Raw genomic sequence first — 19,810 nt, 5'->3', positions numbered from 1 at the left:
CAGCGTCAACTCATTGTCCCGGCTATTGACCTTATTGTCGCAAAAATCTGTTTTGTCAGACAAATATCATTTGACGAAAGTGGCGCCCGGATATTAGCTATCAATGGGGGAGAAAGAGCATGCTGATCCTTGTGACCGGTGCGACGGGCAAGGTCGGGCGGCGCTTCATTGCTGGGCTGCTTGACGATCCGAGATTTTCCAAAGCCCGTATTCGTGCGCTTTGTCATAATCGTTTGTACGAGGCGACCGACCGTGTCGAGGTCTTCCAAGGCTCGATCGCCGATCGCGATGTCGTGGCAAAGGCGCTGGATGACGTTACCCATGTCGTGCATCTCGCCACATGCAAGGAAACGCCTGAAGACATCATGGATGTCACGGTCAAAGGTCTCTTTTGGCTGCTCGAGGAGTTCCGTGCGAGCGTCACGGCACGCCAGTTCATCCTGATCGGTGGTGATGCGGGTGTGGGACATTTCCACTATCGCCACGACGGCCCGATCACCGAGAACGCCCGCCATTGTGCCTATCCGGGAAGCTATGCGCTGTCCAAAGTCCTGGAAGAGGTGATGCTGGAGCAGTTTGGCATTCAGTATGGCCTCAATGGCTGTTGTCTGCGCGCCCCCTGGATCATGGAAAAGGACGATTTCAAGTATTCGCTGTCTTTTGGAGACGACGTCTTTGGCGGTCCGGACTGGAAGACGCTCGTTCCTGAAGACGCGGCACGACGCTATGCGGCGATGGGTACGGTGCCGCTGCTCTTGGATGCCGACGGACGTGCACTGAAACGCAATTTCGTCCATGTCGACGACCTTGTGTCGGCAATATTGGCAGCGATCGACAACCCCCGGGCGGAGCGGCAGCTCTTTAATATCTGCATGGATCGACCCGTCGACTATGCTGAAGTCGCCGCCTATCTCTTGCGCACGCGCAATCTCGGCTCTGTCGACATACCGAGCCGCTTCCATTCGAATTGGATGGACAACAGCAAGGCCAAATACCTGCTGGATTGGCAGCCAAACTACGATCTCGAAATGCTTATCGACTCGGCCTGGCAATACGAGCGTTCGAAGGAGGAGCCTCGCATCGTCTGGTATCCGGGTTGATTTCGTGTGGCGGGCACGCGGTGTCCGTCTGTTTCAAGGGAGGAAACTATGAGGAAGGCATTACTACTTACAGCCGCAGTTTTAGCACTGACCGCCGGGCAGGCCTTGGCCAAGAAGCAACTCGTCATCGTCGTCAAAGGCCTCGACAATCCGTTCTTCGAAGCAATCAATCAAGGTTGCCAGAAATGGAACAAGGAGAACCCCACGGCGGAATACGAATGCTTCTACACCGGTCCGGCATCGACATCCGATGAAGCCGGCGAAGCGCAGATCGTTCAGGATATGTTGGGCAAGGCGGACACGGCTGCCATCGCAATCTCGCCGTCAAATGCAAAGCTGATCGCCCAGACCCTGAAGACGGCCAATCCGACGGTTCCGGTGATGACGCTCGATGCCGATCTTGCCGCCGAGGATGCAGCCTTGCGCAAGACCTATCTCGGCACCGACAACTATCTGATGGGCGCCCGCATCGGCGAATACATCAAGAAGGGCAAGCCGAAGGGCGGCAAGATCTGCACCATCGAAGGCAATCCAGGAGCGGACAATATTCTACGCCGCGCACAAGGAATGCGCGACACGCTTACTGGCCAGAAAGGCTTGACCGAGCTGAAAGGCGAGGGTGGCTGGACCGAGGTCGCCGGTTGCCCGGTGTTCACCAATGACGACGGTGCCAAGGGCGTTCAGGCAATGACCGATATCCTGGCGGCCAATCCCGACTTGGACGCATTCGGCATTATGGGTGGCTGGCCATTGTTCGGTGCACCGCAACCCTATCGCGACCTGTTCAAGCCGCTGGCCGACAAGATCGCCAGCAACGATTTCGTCATTGGTGCCGCCGATACGATCGGCGACGAGGTCGCCATTGCGAAGGAAGGGCTGGTGACAGCGCTCGTCGGCCAGCGGCCATTCGAGATGGGCTACAAGGCACCGTCGGTGATGATGGATCTGATTGCCGGCAAGCCGGTTGAAGATCCGGTCTTCACCGGGCTCGATGAGTGCACGAAGGATACAGTCGATACCTGCATTCAAAAGTAGGTTTCACGGTTTGGCGCACCCGGTTCAAGGGTGCGCCGAACTGCCCCACGAGACGGATCGAGAGATCCGCTGGGCTTGACGCGCCCTGAATTCCGCGCTTTGTGCCGGCGTCAATCGCAGGCGACTTCCTCGTTATTACGATTGTTTTGATCATACGTGCAGACAGTCGAAAGAATGCTGAGGCAGTAGAAATAAATGCCTGACAAAAAATCGGGAAAGCCAACGGCTACGGTCGAGGTGGAGATGGTTGACCGCTCGACCACCACAAGGCGCCCAAATTCTCCCCGCATGACTGGGGCGAGTGTTCATGTGTCTTTGGCAGGCGAGATCGGTCTGCGAATCGTGCGCGGCGACTATCCGCCGGGCACAATCCTGCCAAATGAGGCAAAATGGTCGGAAGTCTTTGACGTTAGCCGATCGGCGGTGCGCGAAGCGATCAAAATGCTGATGGCCAAGGGCCTGCTTTCTTCCCGCCCGAAAATCGGCAGTTGGGTCGAACCCAAGGAACGTTGGAACCTGCTGGATCGAGATGTCTTGGGCTGGTATGCGGCATCTCCTGATCGCGAATCCTTTCTGAGGGCCGTGCAAGAACTCAGGCATATGATCGAGCCGGAAGCGACTGCGCTTGCTGCGGAGCGCCGAACTGAGGAGCAGATGACCGCGATCAGTCAGGCCCTGCATGACATGGATCAGGCGACATCGCTCCAGCAGCGGACGGAATCCGATACGCGATTTCACATCGCGATCTTGCGCGCCTCGGGAAATGATCTGTTGGTACCGCTCGGCGTATTGATCGAATCGGCGCTGAACCACCTCTTCGCCCATGTAACGCGGGAGGAAGACAACTTGCGGTACGCGCTGAAACTTCACGAAAATATTGAGAAAAACATTCGACTGCAGCGGCCGAACATGGCGCGCAATGCAGTCCGCAAGGCGTTGGCAAATACCGACGACATCATAGCCCGGTGGTCACGATAGATTTTGCATCCTGTCCGGCTGGCGCGTTGCCGATAGCTTGATGCAGGGGAATTCAAGCTGCTACGGTCCTCGATGCCTACCCAAAACCCGCGGCTTGTGCTATTTTCCTTGGCAACCTTCGGGGGCTGAGCCATGCGTGGGCTGCTTGCATCGGTGACGTTGATTTTCACAGCGACGGTGGCCGCTGCGGGGAGCCCCTTGTTCGATGCCGTTGCCACCGGCAACACCGCCGTCGTCGAGCAGGTTCTGGCTACCGGTGCCGATGTCGACAGCCGGACACGCGATCAGGCAACACCTCTCATTAACGCCGCGCTCGGAGCCCAGCTTCCCATAGCTGAATTGCTGATCGGCAAAGGCGCCGACGTCATGGCTCGGAATTCAGGCGGCTTTACGCCGCTTCATGCCGCGGCCTTTTCCGGCAGCTTGCCGATCAGCAAACTGCTTCTCCACCACGGCGCGACGCTCGACGATGCGGCCAACAAAGCGGGTGTGACGCCGCTGATGGTCGCCGGTGAGGAAAACCACGTCGCTCTCGCCACGTTTCTTCTCGCTGAGGGGGCTGACGTCGGTCATGCGGAGGTTCATGGCTACACGCCAATCACGCGAGCGATCTGGAAGGGCAACACCGACATCGTGCGGCTTTTCAAGCGGCATGGCGCGCCTTGCCCTCCGGCCAGCCGCATTGGCGAAAAAGAATACGCGAAGTGCATGGAAATTCATGATTGAATAGGAGGCGCAGATGTATGCGGGGACCATAAGCGGTGCGCGAGGAATTGGGCATTCTATGGCGGTGATCCTTCTGGCTTTGGCAGCTGTCGGTGGATCGCGGGCTTTCGCCGACGACTCGGTAAACACGGGCTACTTCGGCGGCGTGGCGATCATGGGATACGACCCCGTCGCCTATTTCACCGAAGGCAAAGCGGTGAAAGGCTCCGAGGAATTCTCCCACGAATGGCTGGGGACGCCGTGGCTTTTCGCCAATGCCAAACACCGCGAAATGTTCATCAGCGAGCCGATCAAATATGCGCCTCAGTATGGCGGTTACTGCGCGGGCGAGGTGGCTCTGGGGTCGGTGACGATCAACGTCGATCCGGAAGCGTTCAAGATCATCGACGGCAAGCTTTACCTAATCTACGACAAGGGATCAGCCGAGGGGTTTGCCGCTCATGTGGCCGAGGCAGTGCCGAAAGCCGACAGCAACTGGCCGAAGGTCGCCGCCGATCTCGAACGGGATCAGTATCACTGACCGCGGCTATTTGACGGGCGAAAAATAGAAGACCTTGGTGGAGTTCACGTAAGCATAGCTGGTTTCTGCGGGCGAGTTTGCAGGTCTGTAGACCGGGCCGCAATCGGCTCGTCCAAATGCGTTTTCACTCTGCTCGCAAAGCATGTCGCCATTGACGAAAACCGTTCCGGTGATCATCTGCGTCGCCGAGCGGAAGGCCGCCTTGCCGTCGCGTTCGATTTGCATGAGTGCAGGGCTTCCTGAGGGCTCGGTCTTGCCCCGGAGGAGTTTACCGATGACGGTGCTTGCGATTTCTTCACCGTGCAGCCGATCCTGCTCATTGCCCTTGAAACCGAACGGCCATTCCGGCAGGCCGGCCTCGCGCAGGGCATCGAGGATAAACACCAAATCCTGCTCGTTGCGGAAATGGGCATTGCTGATACGCCAGCCCGCCAGGGAATCGCGTCCAGCCACAAAGCGAATTCCTTCGGCGACAGTTTCACGAGCGTCATCGAGGCGACCGGCACGGGCATAGGCCATAGCGAGTGGGGTAACGAAATCGCCATTTCCCGGAGAACCATCGCGCGCGCGTTCGAAGCTGTCGATGGCCTTCGTGTAGTCGCGCTGCAAATAAAACACCAGGCCGGCCGTATATCGGTTGATGGCGGAGAGGTTCGGATCGTGCCTGAGCGCCGTCTCGACGGCCGCGCCGGCTTCGGCATGATTTCCGGAGAACAGTTGAACGTATGCCAACGCCATATGAGCTTCGGCATCGGCAGGCCCAAGCGATACTGCCTGCTGCGCCGAGGCGACCGCCTGCTCGTAGCGGCGGTCGACGACTTGCATGACGGCAAGAACAGCGTATGGCGATGATAGAACCGGGTCGAGAGCCAGCGCGCGGCTTGCCTTCTCGTAGGCTCTTTTTCGCGCCAACGCGCTCTGCAGAACGTCGTCGTACGCGCTTCGCCAGACATAAGCGGTCGCATGCGCGTCGGCCGCGAAGGCCTCTGCAAAACCGGGGTCGAGCGCCTCCGCCTTGTCAAAGAGCGCCAGTGCCTCGAGCAGCCGGGAACGGCGGCCGGTGCGCGTCGCCTGCTCAGCACGAAGGTAGTAGTCGTATGCCTCGAGATTGGCGGTCGGCGGACGGGTAATCCGTTCCGCCTCGGATTGAGTGAGTTTCAGGCCGAGCGCTTCGGCAATCTGCCGGCTGAGCTCATCCTGCACAGCCATGACATCTGCCGCGGCGCGATTAAATCGGTTAGCCCACAAGTGGTCACCGCTTGCGGCATCGCTCAGCTGTGCATTGACGCGGATTTGATCGCCTATCCGTTGCACGCTGCCCTCAACGATAAAACGCACGCCGAGATCGCGTCCGATGTCGGCCAAAACGAGAGGCTTGCCTTTGTATGCAAACACCGAATTATGACCGATGACGTCAAGGTCCGAAAGCATGGTCAGATCGGCAATCAGGCTGTCTGTAATGCCATCGGTGAAATAATCCTGGCCGGCGTCGCTACTCAAATTGGCGAAAGGAAGCACCGCGACAGATGGACGTTGGGGCACAAATGGCCATTGCCATGCGAGGACAATCGCAGTGGCCGCAATCAACAGTGCTGCAAGTGTGGCTAGGACGACCGCCCGGCGGCGCGGCCGACGGGAGGCGACGACCTTGCCTGCCTCGGAGGGATCTAACAGAACACGATAGACGCGAACGGGATCGGCTATGTTCTTCAGTCGCTGCTCACCAAGAGCCGAGAAGCCGACATCAGCCTTGTGTACCGTGTGATCGAATGCGGTGCCGGATATGCAAATCCCGCCGGGCTGGGCAAGGCTCTCCAGGCGCGCCGCTATGTTGACGCCGTCTCCATGAATGTCCTCTCCTTCGACGATGACATCGCCGAGATTGACGCCGATGCGGAAAAGCATTCGCTGCTCGGGCCGCAGGGCCGCATTGCGTTCCGCCTTTTGTTGCTGGATTTTGACGGCGCAGCGCAAAGCATCCACCACGCTGTGGAACTCAACCAGAATCCCGTCGCCCATGGTCTTAATCAGGCGGCCGTGATGCGTGGCGATCTTCGGTTCGAAGAGTTCGTGGAGGTCGGTGTGGAAGCGGATACGCGTTCCCTCTTCGTCGATCTCGCTCAGGCGGCTATAACCGACCACATCCGCAATCAGGACTGCTGCAAGGCGGCGCTCCATATCAGCTCTTTCCGGGTGTCCGATCCCTTACCGATATCTTACAGCAGGTGCCGTGCCGTTGCCATTACAGTTGCCCGAAGTGGCATCACGTTCGCGGGTCACATGCTCCCGTGGAGAGGGCGTGACCTGAGGCTTGTCGCGCGTCCGCCATAACATGTGCTGTTCGCCGTATCGGCTCGACAGCAGTTCCCCTCAACATAGACCAAGATCTGAACCGGTAAGTCCTGCCTTACGAAGTCCTTCCACGCGGCGGTCAAAGTCCTCGGGGTTTCGAAATGGAAGGACCCGCCGGCGGCGCTCGACAGAAAAATCAGGATTGATCCTGAGTGCCTTTTCCCAGGCCTGCCGGCTCTCCTCCGGCCGGTCGAGGTGCCCATAGCATGAGGCAAGCAGGGCGTAGGCGGTCTCCGACTGAGAGTTTTGTTGGAGCCGCTGCTCGATGGCTGCAATCGCTTGTTCATACTCGCCGAGAGAAAAGTGCGCATCGGCGCGAAATTGGAAGAGAATTTCCGGATGGTGCGGATCGAGCCGCATCGATGCATCGAGTGTTTCCAGGGCGCCGGCGGGATCGCCGGAGAATATCTGGATATGGGCCATCAGCAACAGGAGCTCGGCGGAGTTGGGCTGTAGCGCGAGGCCCTGCTGCACCTCCGCCTGCGCCCGGTCCAGTTCCCGGTTCCACATGCAAGCCATGCCCAGTGCGAAGCGGCCGTTGGGCTGTTCCTCGGCCATCTCCACGGCCTTCTGCGCGAGATCCATCCCGATCCGCAGCGAGCCTTCCGGATCGGTGCTCCAGGCGTTGACGTAGTCTAGCACGTGGGTGAAGGAAATGAGGGCCTGGGCGGCCGCATATTGCGGATCGACGGCAATGGCGTCGGCCGCCAGGCTGCGGGCGGCTCTGTTTCCGGTTCGGGTGTGGGACGACGCCTGCTCGCGGCCACGTAACAACAACTCGTAAGCGTCGACATTGAGTGCGCGCCCTTGGGCTAATCGGTCTTGGTCACAATGCGTGAGGTTCAGCCTGAGCGCGGCCACGATCTCCTGCGTGAGCTCATCCTGAACCGCGAAAATGTCGGTGAGGTCGCGATCGAACCGGCTGGCCCAGATATGTCCGCCATTGCTGGCGTCGATCAATTGGGCGGTGACACGCACGCGGTTGCCGGCCTTGCGGACGCTGCCTTCGAGGACATAGCGGACGCCGAGCGCCTTGGCCATGGCAGGCACGGAGGCCGTTACATTCTTGTAGACGAAGGATGAGTTGCGGGCGATGACGTGCAGTTCGGACAGCTTGGAGAGATCGGTGATGATGTCCTCGCTGATACCGTCGGAAAAATACTCTTGTTCGGCATCGCCGCTCATGTTGTTGAACGCCAGTACGGCGATGGACGGCTTGTCGGGAACGGCCGGAGCCGACGGCATTTCGATTGCGGGCCGCACCTGTCGTGCCGAGTTCGGCTCCGGAGTTCCGATCTGAAGTGAATAGACCTGCATCGGTTCAGCGATATTCTTGAGCTCAATTTTACCGAGATCGGTGACGGCAAGATCAAGCCGCGCTTTCACCTGGCGGTAGGCATCTTCGGAAAGACAGATGGCGCCGGGCTTGGCAATTCCTTCCAACCGCGCGGCGATGTTGACGCCGTCGCCCATCAAGTCGCCGTCGTTTTCCTCGACCACATCTCCCAGATGGATCCCGACCCGGAACTCGATGCGATGCTCTGACGGCACGCCGATATTGCGCTCGACCATGGCGGTCTGCACTTCGATCGCGCAACGCACGGCGTCGACGACGCTGCGAAACTCGATGAGGCTTCCGTCTCCCGTTCGCTTGACGACCCGGCCATTGTGCACGGCAATTGTTGGATCGACCAGGTCGCTGCGCAGCGTTCTCAACCGCGCCAGGATGCGATCCTCGTCCGCACCGGCGAGGCGGCTGTAGCCGACCACATCTGCGACCAGGATCGCCGCCAGTTTTCGCGTCACGTTCGTAAGTCCCAATTCCTCGTCGGATCAAAGTAACACAGTGTGACCGGCAACGCCGCCAAATCCGATTGCCTTCGCTAAGAAGCGGTCCGGTGGCCGGTTGCTTAGACTTGAAGATAGTCGGTGAACCTTATGCGATATCTGTGGCTAAGCTCCGTCTTTTAGAGAGAAGGCAAGGACGTAGTCGCCGACGTCTTTCGAATAGGGTGCGCCGCCAACCGATATCAGGACATATTGCTTGCCTGTTTTCGGTGAGACGTAGGTCATGGGCGTTGCGCTCGAGCCGACCGGCAGGGGGTATCTCCAGAGCTCGGCACCGTTCTCGGCATCATAGGCACGGATATAATAGTCCTGGAAGCCAGCGAAGAAGACGACGCCGCCGGCGGTCGCAGACGTGCCGGCGTAGCTCGGCAGGCCCATCGGCATAGGCAGTTTGGTTTTGATCTTGAACGGCCCGAGTTCTTCGGCTGTACCGGCAGGAACCTGCCACGCGATCTTGCGCGTCTTCAGATCCACTGCAGTGACGGTGCCGAAGGGCGGTTGCGTGCAGGGAACGCGGAGCCTCGATGTCCACATCTCGGTGGCCATGGCGTAAGGCGTACCGCGCTGGGGGGCGGAGGGGCCGTGCGCGGTCGTGGTGAGGGCAAAGTCGACATACTCCTCGCGTGGGATGAGTGCGAAGAGACTGGGGACGCGGATATCGTTCATGAAGACCCTGTTGTTGGGCAGATCGACCGATACGCTTCCCCAATTGAGGCCACCCAGATTTCCCGGCTGCTGGATCGCATATTGCGTGCCGATCGGGGTGAAGTCGCCGTCATAGCGCATCTTGCGGAAGGCGATGCGACATGCCAGCTGATCGAACATCGTCAGGCCCCAGGCCGTCTGCTCCGTCACGCGCTCCGCACCGATTGTCGGCATGCCGACGGAGTAGGGCTGCGTTGGGGAGAGTTTCTCTTCCGGCACGCCGCCTTGCTGCGGCACCGGCTTCTCCTGAACGTCGGCAAGCGGCGTGCCGGTTCGGCGGTCGAGGAGAAAAAGCTGCCCGCGCTTGGTGGTCTGCAGCAGAGCAGGCATGGTGGCGCCATTGCCGTCAGGCAGGTCGATCAGGACCGGTTGAGCGGGCAGATCATAGTCCCAGATGTCGTGATGCACGGTCTGGAATTTCCATTTTTCCCGACCCGTCGTCACATCGAGTGCCACCAATGTCGCGTTGTATTGATCGGCGAAGGCAGGGCGATTGACGCCGTAATAATCCGGCGTGGTATTGCCGAGCGGTGCATAGATAAGGCCAAGCTTGTCGTCGAATGCGGCCGTCGTCCACATGTTGGGCGTGGCCCGCGTGTAAGTCTGGCCCTTCGGCGGGAGTTTGGTGATCTCCGGGTTGCCGAGATCCCATGCCCATTCAAGCTCGCCGGTGACGACGTTGAACGCACGAATGACGCCAGAGGGTTCGCCGACCTCCTGATTGTCCGTGACCCAGCCTCCGACGACGATCAGGTTGCGGGCAATCAGCGGCGCCGATGTCTGGAAATAATAGCCCGTCTTGACTTCGCCCATGCCCTGGGAAAGCTGCACGGTGCCATTGACTCCGAAGTCCTTGCAGGGCGTGCCGGTCCTGCTGTCGATCTCCAGGAGACGGGCATCGATCGTCGTCTGCACCAGGCGCTCATTGCAAAGACCATCGGCGGCCTGGGCTTCCGTCGGCATCTCGTAGTAACCGAGGCCGCGGCAGCGTTGCCAATAAGGCGCCGTCGCCTTGGGATCGAAAGTCCAGCGGGGTTTGCCGGTATCTGCATCGAGCGCTGCGATCACATCTGTCGGCGTGCAAGTGTAGACCGTATCGCCGATCTGCAGAGGCGTGTTCTGATCGGCGCCATCGCCTTTTCCGGTGCGATATGTCCAGGCGAGATCGAGCTTGGAAACATTGCCGCGGTTGATCTGATCGAATGGGGAATAACGATCTCCTGCCGTGGTGCGGCCATAGGATGGCCAGTCGGAGGGAGAGTTGTCGCCCTTGGCGGTTTTATAGGCGGTGATGTCGGCGGAGGGGCGGATGATCCCATGCGGCACGAAGCTGAGACCGAAACCCGCGACAAAGATGAGAGCGGTCACCAAGGCGCCGCCATAAAAGAGCTTCCGGTTGGCGGCCGGGGAAAGCGATGGTGCAAAGAGAAGGGCAAAGCCCGCCAGCGCGATGGGGGACATCAAGCGGGCAAACAGCGCCCAGAAATTGAGACCCGACTCCCATAGCGCCCAGGGAAGGGTGAAAACGGCGACCAGCAGGACGATGAGCCCGCCTGCCGTCTTCCGGCGCCACAGCAGAAGCGCGGCAACCAGATAGGCAAGCCCGATGATGGCGTAATAGGGCGAGCCGCCGAGGCGCAGCAGCCAGGCGCCGCCGCCGATCAGCGCCAATCCGATAAGGGCTAGAACAATACAGAACAGGGTGGCCAGAAATTTCATAGTCTCCTCATCCAATCCGCCGCCCGATCACCTGGATTCCAACTCCGACCGTCGCATGGCCCTCGGGAAGCACAGGGCCATGGGTTGATGGTCAGAGACGCGTCTTCGGGAGAGGGCTGCTCTCTCGTTCAATTTTTACCTGATGTACCTGTGGTCACTGACACGCGGCCCCGACCCGGCAATGATGCCGCCGCCGCTCTGCGGCAACGGCTTGCCATTCCAAATCGAGTCAATACTTCTGAAAGGGGCACAGATGGTTCTCGGCGAAAAGCTTGATCTAGCGAACGGGCGACCGACAGGATTCGACTATATGCGATTACTGTTAGCCTTTTCAGTGCTTTGGATACACACGGCCCGCGTCACTTATGGCGATGACCTGTTTCTTTGGGAGTCGCCATTCCGTCCTTTTATCAAATCAGTGCTGCCCATGTTCTTTGTCCTGAGCGGTTTCCTGGTGGCCGGCAGTCTTGAACGATCGAAGACATTGATCTCCTTTCTCGGTAATCGATTTATCCGGATCTACCCCGCTCTCGCGGTAGAGGTATTGTTGGCTGCCTTTATACTCGGAGCGATCTACACTGAGTATGACCTGCGTGACTATTTCACCGATCCTCAGTTCTTTACATATCTGATGAATGTCACAGGGCACATTCACTTCAATCTCCCCGGGGTATTCCTGGATAATCCTGACGCCGCAATGGTGAACGGCCAGCTCTGGACGGTGCCCTTCGAGCTTGAGTGCTATGCCGTGATCGCCGTTCTCTTCCTGCTCGGTGTGGTCAGGCGGCGGGTGATTGCCCTTATCGCCACGCCGGCTTTGATCATAGCCTTCGGTATTGCAAGATATTGGAAACATGAAAGCGATTGGGCTACTATGCCGACGACCGCGTCTGGCAATCTGCTCATTTGTGCTTTTCTTGTGGGGGTGACCTTCTATCTCTACAAGGACAAGGTTCTTTGGGATATCCGAATTTTCCTCGCCTCTGTGGCAATGATATTGTGGGCCTACTGGTTCACCTCCTTTGGGGACTTCATTGCCATTCCGGCCATGGGGTATGTCACGGTCTTCCTTGGTCTTACCTCGCCCCGCAAGCTTGGCGTCCTGCGTGGGGCCGACTACTCCTACGGCGTCTTCCTCTATGGCTATCCGATCCAACAGGCGTTCGTGGCGCTCGGCCCCTGGGCGCATAACTGGTGGTTGAACGGCATCGTCTGCAGCATTGTTGCCGCTTGCTTTGCCGCCTTCTCGTGGAGATTTATCGAAAAGCCGGCGTTGAAATTGAGGAAACAAGTTACCTGGCTGGAAAACCTCAGTCTCCAACGCGGCGTAAAACGGCAACTGGCCGGCGCGGTCTCGAAATAGGTTTGTCGATACCGGCCTCGATGCCGGCAATTCCATCGCAGGTGCTTAACCGGCAAGGACATCAGCAGGGCTCGCTATAGCGGCGGGCCTCTTTTTGTTGTTGCGTGCCGATCACCTCAGATAAATATCCGGTCGATCGTAGCGGCCGAGTTTTCCATAGGCTGCTGCGCAACCCTGATGCCGTCGATGTCACGCTTGCCGGACGAGCGTAAGCCCGATCGTTGCCAGCGCATATGCGCTCGAGCGTAAGCCTATGGCCAAATTCATCTTTTCAGAATCGACAAATGAACGTTCAGTTCGGCGAGAGAACGCCGGGATCTGCGTTGCTGGCTCCCGTATAAACCCCCGAGAGCTAAATCTTTCTGAGGGCAATATCCAAGGATTTCTTGGATTTAATCGGGAGAACGGCCCCACTGGATGAATAGTCGAATATTCTCCGGCGCTGTTCCGTCGATTTGCTGGACTGAAGTTAGCAATATTTTAACCGCAATAGATAAAATACTTTGATCGGACTTCGTTTCGACTTTGGGTTTTGTCATGTCATCGAGGGCTGACGGTGACTTGAAGGAGGTGTGAAGAGAGGATCAGAATAATGCTGAAGAGCACGCTCGTCGTGGTTGCCGTCTCTATCGCCGCCGGAGCAACCATTCGCGCCTCGGCCTTTGCAATCTTTGCATTTCTGGTGGTCACGTCCTTGGGCGGCGTGATCCTGCTGAAAGGTTCCTCCTTGGCGGAGGCGGTCGTTTCTTGCGTCGAAGTGCTTGTATTGATGGAGATATGCTATCTGGCGGGTCTATTCGCTTTCTCCTTGTGGCATATTCAGAAGCGCCGGAAAAGGAACGCCATTACTGAGCGCTCCCATCTCACAGGCAAGCGTCCTCATGGGTAATGACATGACCGAGGCGGCAGAATTCTCGGTTGCGCTATATGTCAGGTGTAAAGCGCACCGCGATCTTTTAGATTCGCTTGCCACGCCTTGGTCTCTGGTTTTGCGTATGTCTTTATCGCAAAACCGCAACATAGTTTTATGCGACATGCTTTAGGAATCGACTTTGGGCAGCAAGGCGTGCCGGGAAAGCAGCGCCGACAGCGTTTTTGCCATGATCACGAAATCCAGCGCGAGCGTCCATTTGGACAAGTATTCAACGTCGAGGGAAATTCCGTTCCGATAGTTGACGTCGTTGTGCCCGCTGGTTTGCCAATGGCCAGTCAGGCCGGGACGAACGGCCATGTAGGCATAGGCATGTTCACCGTAACGCTGCAGCTCTTCCTTGGTAATGGCGCGAGGCCCGACGAGGCTCATTTGACCCAGCAACACGTTGACCAATTGCGGAAGCTTGTCGAGGCTCGACCGCCTCAAAATATCGCCGACGACCGTGACGTGCGTGTCGGTCGTTGCGTCGGATCCTGTCGTCCGAAACTTGAGGCAACCAAACTCTTTTCCCTTATAACCGATCTTGCGATGAGAATTGAAAACAGGGCCCCAATCACTTAGCGCGAGGATGACTGCCGCCGACAGAAGGAGCGGCGACAGAAAGAATAAGAAACTTGCCGCAATGATAATGTCCAATGCGCGCTTCAGAATTCTGCTGATTAGACGGGGTTGTGACGAATTGAATGGACGCCTTTCCTGTCGAGCCCTGGCGAAATCCCGCCAAGGTCCGGTTGGGTTGATGCCCTGATTTTTTCCCGCCACCCGCGTCTCCGTTAGACGAATTCCAGAAATCACAGCCAAAGCTTTGTTTTAATGCAAGGTTGAAGTCTGTGACCAAGGTCATAATCATGAATAAATTCTTTATACTCTAAAGAAATTATTATGTATATTAAAAATATTACCTTTGCTTTTGGCTATATTTGGAAATGTTATTTAGTTTTATTTTAAAATTCTGTGTTGTTGTTGTACTTAGTGGATGTGTCCTGCGGATAGGCGATTGTCACAAATTGTATAAAAATTGTCATGCAGCCTCAAAGAATTGTCTGCGATAGAATTCAATATGAATTTTATGATATATAAATATGAGGATTATTCATAATAATGTATAGTTTTAACACGAAGTTTTTATTTTATTATTGTTTGACTTTCTAAGCTAACCTATTACGAATGTCGCTCCAGATAATATGTTATTTAGTCTGCGTGGAGTTGTGCGTATGGACGGGGCGATCAGCACCAGAGATAACAGAGCTAGAGGAAACGCAGCGCGAACAAGCGAAGCGGTTACTTGCGGGCCTTGGCCTGCAGGTATTGTTTACGACGGCCGGGCGGATTTGGATCACGAGTTCCCGTTTTACCGCTCGGGTGTTCGAAAGTTTCGCCGCGGTGAGATTATTGCCGGCGCCGGCGTTGTCCTTGACATGTTCGCCCGCGTACAGCGCGGAATGGTGAGCGCAAGCACCCCGCTTGCCGATGGACGAGAGTTCATCGTGGAAATCGTTCCGAAAGGCGGCTTGATCGGCGAATTGGAGGTGCTCCGCAAGCAGTCTCTCAGCCTGGAATATCGGGCCTCGTCGGATTGCGAACTGCATTACTTCGACGGTCGGTTGCTGCGGGACCTGTGTGCGAACGATCCGCAATTTCAGGTGAAGATCCTGTCGAAGGCGCTGGCACGTGTTTCCGAACTCGAACTGCGGATCATTTCCAATGCCGGATCGAGTCTAAGGCAGAGACTTGCCCGAACGCTGCTGCGTCTTTCTGCCCTCTACAGAATGGATGCGCAAAATAGCGGCGACGAGCTGATCATCTCCCAGCATGAGCTGGCCGCGACACTGCCGGCGTCGCGTGAAAAGGTCAACCAATGCCTGCGGCGCTTGCGCGAGAGCAAAGTGGTCGACGGGACACAGGGCAAAATCCGTATTCTCAATCGGAAGGCGCTGGAGGCTTATGCCGAGGGGGCGGGTCTCGCCTGAGGCGTCGCCGCGACAAAAAACGGAATGGCAGAAAGCCTCGACAGAACCCGCCGCCGGCGGGTTTTGTGTTTGATGACAGTGCGAGTTGATAGACAGGCGGAGCAGGCTGAAAGATCAGGTTGGCGCTTGTCTTCATGCACGTCGTCCCAAAATCGCTGCGCATTTTGGCGCGGCATACTTAGACGTCGCTCTCGGAAGCATTCCTCCAGTATTTCCAGCCTTCACCCTGTATGAGCCCGCGATCGGACAGGTCCTTCCAGCTTCTGTAGGTGCCAGTATCGTCGTAGACGAAGTCATACATGTCCTTGCCTGAGGAGTATACGGTATATTCTTCCGTATGTTGGGACCGGTGTGCCGCATCGGCGACCTTGTGCACGAAGGTTGACAGGAACTTGAAATGCAGAAGGGCGCCGGATACGCCGAGCGCTCCGCGCATGTCGCCCAAATTCAGGGAGAGCGGCCAGACCTGGTGCGATGACTTGAGAAACAGACGTTCACCCGCCACATAGACGAGTGGTATCTTGTTGAGCGCGGGGCCGTCCCAGAGGCGGTCGTGGAAATAGACGCGCCCGCGAACGCCGCCCTTGATCCATATCGTCCGGTTGTGTTTGTCGAAATGCGCCACATAGCCGGAGCGGTCGAAGAGATTGCAGACCTCGAGCGGGTTGCGACCGGGTTCGCATATGTTTTCGAGAACGGGATGCGGGCTGTACATGTCGATCATGACCGAGCGGAGGGAATGGCCGCCCATGGAATCGATGTAGGAAGTCAATTGATCGATCGGCCTTGTATCGCAATGCGGATAGACCAGGAACTCGTCTGCATCGACATACAGGACCCACTTCTCCCGGCAGTGGCGGTTGATGACCTCGTTGATCCAGTCGTTTCCGAACCTCGCCGCTTTGTAGGAACCATGAGCCGAGAGAAGGGAGACATCGTCGAAGCTGGACAGCAACTCGACCGTGCCGTCGGTCGAGCCGTTGTCGATACAGATGAAGTGCTCGAAGCCGAGATCGCGATAATACTGAAGGAAGAAGGCCAACCGGTGTCCCTCGTCACGGATGACGCAGATGACGACGTGGCGCGCCTGCTTGAGCCCGCTGCGCAGCAGGTCATAGCGAACCTGCCGAGCCTTGAGCGACCGGCGCAGACGGGCTTTCACGTAATGCGAGATACTGGCGGCGGAAGCCCTATAACTCATATTCTGTCCTGAAGATTATCCATTCCTGGAATGAATGGATGAATACTTTGCGCTTCCGTCTGCAAATCCACGCCTCGACCGGCGACGCTAAGCTGAGCGCGAACATTCAAGTCGGACCAACAATACATCATCATACGGCATAGTCGCCAACCAGCAGGCTCTGGACCCTAGGATTGGATTCGTCTTTCTCAATTGCATGCTCGATGCGCGCCCGTATCGACCGGTATTTATACAGCATCTTCCGATCGAAGGTTATTCCGCGATACAGTGAGTTGTAAATCGGATGTGCTTTGCGCAGGTCTACGTATACTTGGCTTTCCTTATCGGTCCACGGAAAGAAAGTTCCATGCCATGGCTTCGGATGCGCCATATAATGGACGATCGACAAGGAGGACATGTTCACCAGATGAAGGAACTGTTTGGGAAAGTTCCAGCGGTTGGATACCAGGATGAGCGATGAACCGCAGACATAATTCAATGCACCCTGATCATGTTTGCCCTCGCACGCCTCGGGATTTCTAGCGAAAAGCTCGAGAGCCTCCTGCCCGATCCAGCCGTTTCGATGAAATTTCAGGACGCCTGCGTTGAAATAGTGGCTGTCCTTTCCGGTGTCGAGGAAGTCATGGATCGCCGTGTAATCGCGCGCCGCGAAAAACCTGCCCTCGGGCACAGTGGCGCTTTCGAACGCACCGAGATCGCTGACGATCTGGGTATCCCCATCCAGGTAGATGATCTGGGTATAGTTGGAAGGCAGTATCTCGCAAAGGACCAGCTTGGCCATCGTGCTGACGCTGATGCGTCCCTGGAAATGCGAACTGTCGAGCTTGCCGAGCGAGTCCTGCAGCGCTTCGGTCGCATCGGTCAATATGACCCCACTCCTTGCGAGCAGGGCTTTCAGCTCTTCGAAATTGTCGAGATGTTCCGACATCAGAACGCAGACGTCGGTCGCAGGGCTTGCGAATTTGCGAGCCTGAAGAGCCGAGAGAATGGTTGGAAATGAATACTCGACATCCGTGACGTAGACGACGCACTGGTTGTTCATGTCATCACCTTTCCGATTGTGCGCAATACAAGTGAATCGGTATTGTCTTTGCGAGGCGAGGGACCAGTTGCGAATTGAGCCGACGGGTCTGTCATATGAAGGCCCTGTTCGGTATATATAGGCCAGTATCCAGTGCGCTGGTGCTGAATCGGTGTCTGGCTGTTGGCGGCTTTTGTATGTTTCATTGTTGAGATATTCACCATGAAGAGTGCCTTGCCTGTCATAAGGCTATGTTTCGACATGTTGTTTCGCGGTACGGCGAGTGGTGCCGGAACCCTTGTCGGAATGCGGAGGGAAGAGGGATTGTGATGTTGATCACCACACTCGGGGCAGCCGTGATTTCGATCGCTGCCGGGGCGTCCATCCGCGCCTGGGCTTTCGCGATTTTTGCAATCCTGGTGGCAATCGGCTTCGGCGGCGTGGCTTTTGCCGGCGGGTCGTCCGTGATCGCGGCCATGCTCTCCGGTATCGCTATCCTCGTAATCATGGAAATCGGCTATCTGGCAGGTGTGTTCCTGTCGGGGCTTCTGCGGCGCAGTGCCAAGCTGCGCGAAAACAATTCCGTTGCAGATAGCGTCGCGACCACCAGCGAGCGCCCGCAAGGCTGATGTCGGCATAAAATCTACAGCATAGCCTTCTGCGACTGACCTCCGACGGCGCTTGTTCGATGGACTGCTTTTACAGGCGATCCTTGAAAGATGCGGTGCGGCCGGCCGGCTTCGGCCCAATGCGGGCACGTCGATGGCTCGACGAGATTGCCATCCCGCGCCGTGGCGGAGTTCCAAAGCGGGCGTCATCGTGTTGAAAACATCGGCGCTCTCATCAGAGATGTCGATGTCTCCAGCGGGGTTCGATTTGCGAGCGATCGGGTCGCGCGCCGGGGGGATGTATTGGTTGCCAGGCAGCCGGCCGCCAGACCTGCCGTGGTGCTGAACAGCAAGCCGAGATCCGTGCCGCTCCCCGATATCGCCGCCGAGGCGACCTGCGCGATGGATGCCATAACAGCGGCGTTTCCGATCGTGTGCGTCTCCCGGTTGCCTGACATGTGCCGGCCGGAGGCTCTCGCAAGGCTATACAGGAAGGCGGCGAAGAGAAGAGTGCCGGTCAATCCGACATTGGAGAGCAATGCAGCGATGAAGCTCGAGGCTCGAACCGTGCCGAGCCCGGCGCCGAAGGTGGCGGTATCGACGAATGCGATCAATGCCAGCGTGTTCCAGGCAGTGCGCTCTTCGCCGGATTGCGATTGAAGCTTGTCCGACAAGGTGGTGTTGACCAGGCCGGCTATGGAATCCCAGGCATCGGGGACAAGGCTTAGCGCGGCGATCCCGCAGGGAATCAAGAACAGCGTGATCACCAGGAAAGTCACATGCGGGGTCTTGGCTGGGCCGCTGATCAGTCGTTTCAGGCAAAACAGAACGAACATGCAGACCACGGAAATGCCGGCGATATAGGCGGTTGTCGATGTGCAGAGGATGATCGTCGGACCAATGAAAAGCGTCGCAAGCCCGGCCATACGGCTTTGGACGCGCTCCAGCCAAAGCATGAGCGTGAAGGAAAAATAGGCCAATGCGACCGCGCCATAAGTGCTTGCTTCAGGGAACGGACCGACGATGCGTTTGAAGCCACTGATCGTCTCGGCCGTATGCATCGTATAATTCGCATTCCTGATGACATCGAGCAGGTAGGACTGGTCGGTCAGGAATGTTCCGATATCAATCAACGCCAGGGTAAAACATGCGATCGAGGCGACGATTAACTGCAGTGCGATGAAACGGGCATAGCCGAGCCTTGCAAGCCCCGAGACGACGGCAAAGCAGGCGAGGTCGCCGAGCAGATAGACGGACTGGCTGAGATTGGACGAACCCGGCGACAGGGGAGCGGCCACCGTCGACATCATGCCCGTGGCGTCTCTTGCAGAGGAGTAGACGAGGGTCGCGCCTGCAAAGATGCGCGGCAAAAAGAAAGATGATGCCACGGAAAACAGGATATAGGCGGCAAACCAGAAGCCGGGACCCGGATAGGCCATGCTGGCGAGCGTCGCCTGTGTTTGAGCCGGGCGCAACAGGGCGGCCACGACGAGAAAAAGCACGAGAAGATGGCTTGGCTGGATGCTGCTGCCGCCGAGCGCGGGCAATTGCAGAGCCGCTGCCGCTCCGAAGAGCGTCGACAGGCAAAGGGTCGTGATCGCAAAACGCGCGCCGTTGACCATGCTGAGCAGGCCAAGCAGCAGAACGATGAAACCGATCGGTTCTATCGACATGCTTCAGATCCCGATCCGGACGGAGCGGCGGAGGCATCGGGTTTGCCGAAAACCGGC

The 19,810-nt window shown here is 57.5% G+C and carries 16 protein-coding genes; 9 read left to right on the top strand and 7 right to left on the bottom strand.

Annotated features, from left to right (window positions below):
- The first annotated feature begins 119 nt into the window (after nucleotides 1-119).
- From AC244Q_RS17875 to AC244Q_RS17855, 5 genes are all read left to right on the top strand, one after another.
- Nucleotides 120-1,100 (top strand): NAD-dependent epimerase/dehydratase family protein, encoded by a 981-nt coding sequence (locus tag AC244Q_RS17875; RefSeq protein ID WP_017995034.1) that lies wholly within the window; start codon nucleotides 120-122, stop codon nucleotides 1,098-1,100.
- 48 nt (nucleotides 1,101-1,148) lie between these two features.
- Nucleotides 1,149-2,135: a substrate-binding domain-containing protein gene (locus tag AC244Q_RS17870; protein WP_012758783.1), complete on the top strand. Its 987-nt coding sequence runs from the start codon at nucleotides 1,149-1,151 to the stop codon at nucleotides 2,133-2,135.
- A 195-nt stretch (nucleotides 2,136-2,330) separates the two neighbouring features.
- Entirely contained in the window at nucleotides 2,331-3,113 is a 783-nt protein-coding gene (locus tag AC244Q_RS17865) for a FadR/GntR family transcriptional regulator (protein WP_113548513.1), read from the top strand.
- Nucleotides 3,114-3,245: 132 nt separating this feature from the next.
- Nucleotides 3,246-3,839, top strand: a complete 594-nt coding sequence (locus AC244Q_RS17860) for an ankyrin repeat domain-containing protein (RefSeq protein ID WP_012758781.1) — start codon at nucleotides 3,246-3,248, stop codon at nucleotides 3,837-3,839.
- 13 nt (nucleotides 3,840-3,852) lie between these two features.
- Complete coding sequence (locus AC244Q_RS17855; protein ID WP_012758780.1) at nucleotides 3,853-4,359, top strand: YHS domain-containing (seleno)protein; 507 nt, start codon at nucleotides 3,853-3,855, stop codon at nucleotides 4,357-4,359.
- 6 nt (nucleotides 4,360-4,365) lie between these two features.
- On the opposite strand, the gene AC244Q_RS17850 is transcribed toward AC244Q_RS17855, so the two are convergent.
- The 3 genes from AC244Q_RS17850 to AC244Q_RS17840 form a co-directional block, all read right to left on the bottom strand.
- The gene (locus AC244Q_RS17850) at nucleotides 4,366-6,537 is read right to left on the bottom strand and encodes an adenylate/guanylate cyclase domain-containing protein (RefSeq protein ID WP_162770470.1); all 2,172 of its coding nucleotides are present in this window, start codon (nucleotides 6,535-6,537) and stop codon (nucleotides 4,366-4,368) included.
- 192 nt (nucleotides 6,538-6,729) lie between these two features.
- A complete protein-coding gene (locus tag AC244Q_RS17845; RefSeq protein ID WP_113548518.1) occupies nucleotides 6,730-8,517 on the bottom strand; it encodes an adenylate/guanylate cyclase domain-containing protein in 1,788 nt (595 codons plus the stop codon).
- A 147-nt stretch (nucleotides 8,518-8,664) separates the two neighbouring features.
- On the bottom strand, nucleotides 8,665-10,983 hold the full coding sequence (locus AC244Q_RS17840) for a membrane-bound PQQ-dependent dehydrogenase, glucose/quinate/shikimate family (protein WP_113548511.1): 2,319 nt from the start codon (nucleotides 10,981-10,983) through the stop codon (nucleotides 8,665-8,667).
- 142 nt (nucleotides 10,984-11,125) lie between these two features.
- Between AC244Q_RS17840 and AC244Q_RS17835 the strand changes: the two genes are divergently transcribed.
- Complete coding sequence (locus AC244Q_RS17835) at nucleotides 11,126-12,346, top strand: acyltransferase family protein (RefSeq protein WP_171815697.1); 1,221 nt, start codon at nucleotides 11,126-11,128, stop codon at nucleotides 12,344-12,346.
- 592 nt (nucleotides 12,347-12,938) lie between these two features.
- Nucleotides 12,939-13,235 (top strand): hypothetical protein, encoded by a 297-nt coding sequence (locus tag AC244Q_RS17830; protein WP_012758775.1) that lies wholly within the window; start codon nucleotides 12,939-12,941, stop codon nucleotides 13,233-13,235.
- Nucleotides 13,236-13,385: 150 nt separating this feature from the next.
- Here the strand turns inward: AC244Q_RS17830 and AC244Q_RS17825 are convergent, their stop codons facing one another.
- Complete coding sequence (locus AC244Q_RS17825; protein ID WP_113548510.1) at nucleotides 13,386-14,042, bottom strand: sugar transferase; 657 nt, start codon at nucleotides 14,040-14,042, stop codon at nucleotides 13,386-13,388.
- Nucleotides 14,043-14,494: 452 nt separating this feature from the next.
- Here AC244Q_RS17825 and AC244Q_RS17820 point away from each other — a divergent pair, with 452 nt between their 5' ends.
- Entirely contained in the window at nucleotides 14,495-15,250 is a 756-nt protein-coding gene (locus AC244Q_RS17820; RefSeq protein WP_113548509.1) for a Crp/Fnr family transcriptional regulator, read from the top strand.
- A gap of 178 nt (nucleotides 15,251-15,428) precedes the next feature.
- Here the strand turns inward: AC244Q_RS17820 and AC244Q_RS17815 are convergent, their stop codons facing one another.
- A complete protein-coding gene (locus AC244Q_RS17815) occupies nucleotides 15,429-16,451 on the bottom strand; it encodes a glycosyltransferase family 2 protein (protein WP_113548508.1) in 1,023 nt (340 codons plus the stop codon).
- A gap of 130 nt (nucleotides 16,452-16,581) precedes the next feature.
- Nucleotides 16,582-17,493 carry a glycosyltransferase family 8 protein gene (locus AC244Q_RS17810; protein ID WP_113548507.1) on the bottom strand — a complete coding sequence of 304 codons (912 nt, stop codon included), beginning with the start codon at nucleotides 17,491-17,493 and terminating at the stop codon, nucleotides 16,582-16,584.
- A 308-nt stretch (nucleotides 17,494-17,801) separates the two neighbouring features.
- On the opposite strand from AC244Q_RS17810, the gene AC244Q_RS17805 reads away from it, so the two are divergent.
- Complete coding sequence (locus tag AC244Q_RS17805; RefSeq protein WP_012758769.1) at nucleotides 17,802-18,101, top strand: hypothetical protein; 300 nt, start codon at nucleotides 17,802-17,804, stop codon at nucleotides 18,099-18,101.
- 185 nt (nucleotides 18,102-18,286) lie between these two features.
- On the opposite strand, the gene AC244Q_RS17800 is transcribed toward AC244Q_RS17805, so the two are convergent.
- Complete coding sequence (locus AC244Q_RS17800; protein ID WP_113548506.1) at nucleotides 18,287-19,753, bottom strand: hypothetical protein; 1,467 nt, start codon at nucleotides 19,751-19,753, stop codon at nucleotides 18,287-18,289.
- Nucleotides 19,754-19,810 lie beyond the last annotated feature (57 nt).

The organism is Rhizobium sp. CB2179, assembly GCF_057653455.1.
Note: the sequence above shows the minus strand (reverse complement) of the source record. Positions and strands in the feature narration are given on the sequence as shown.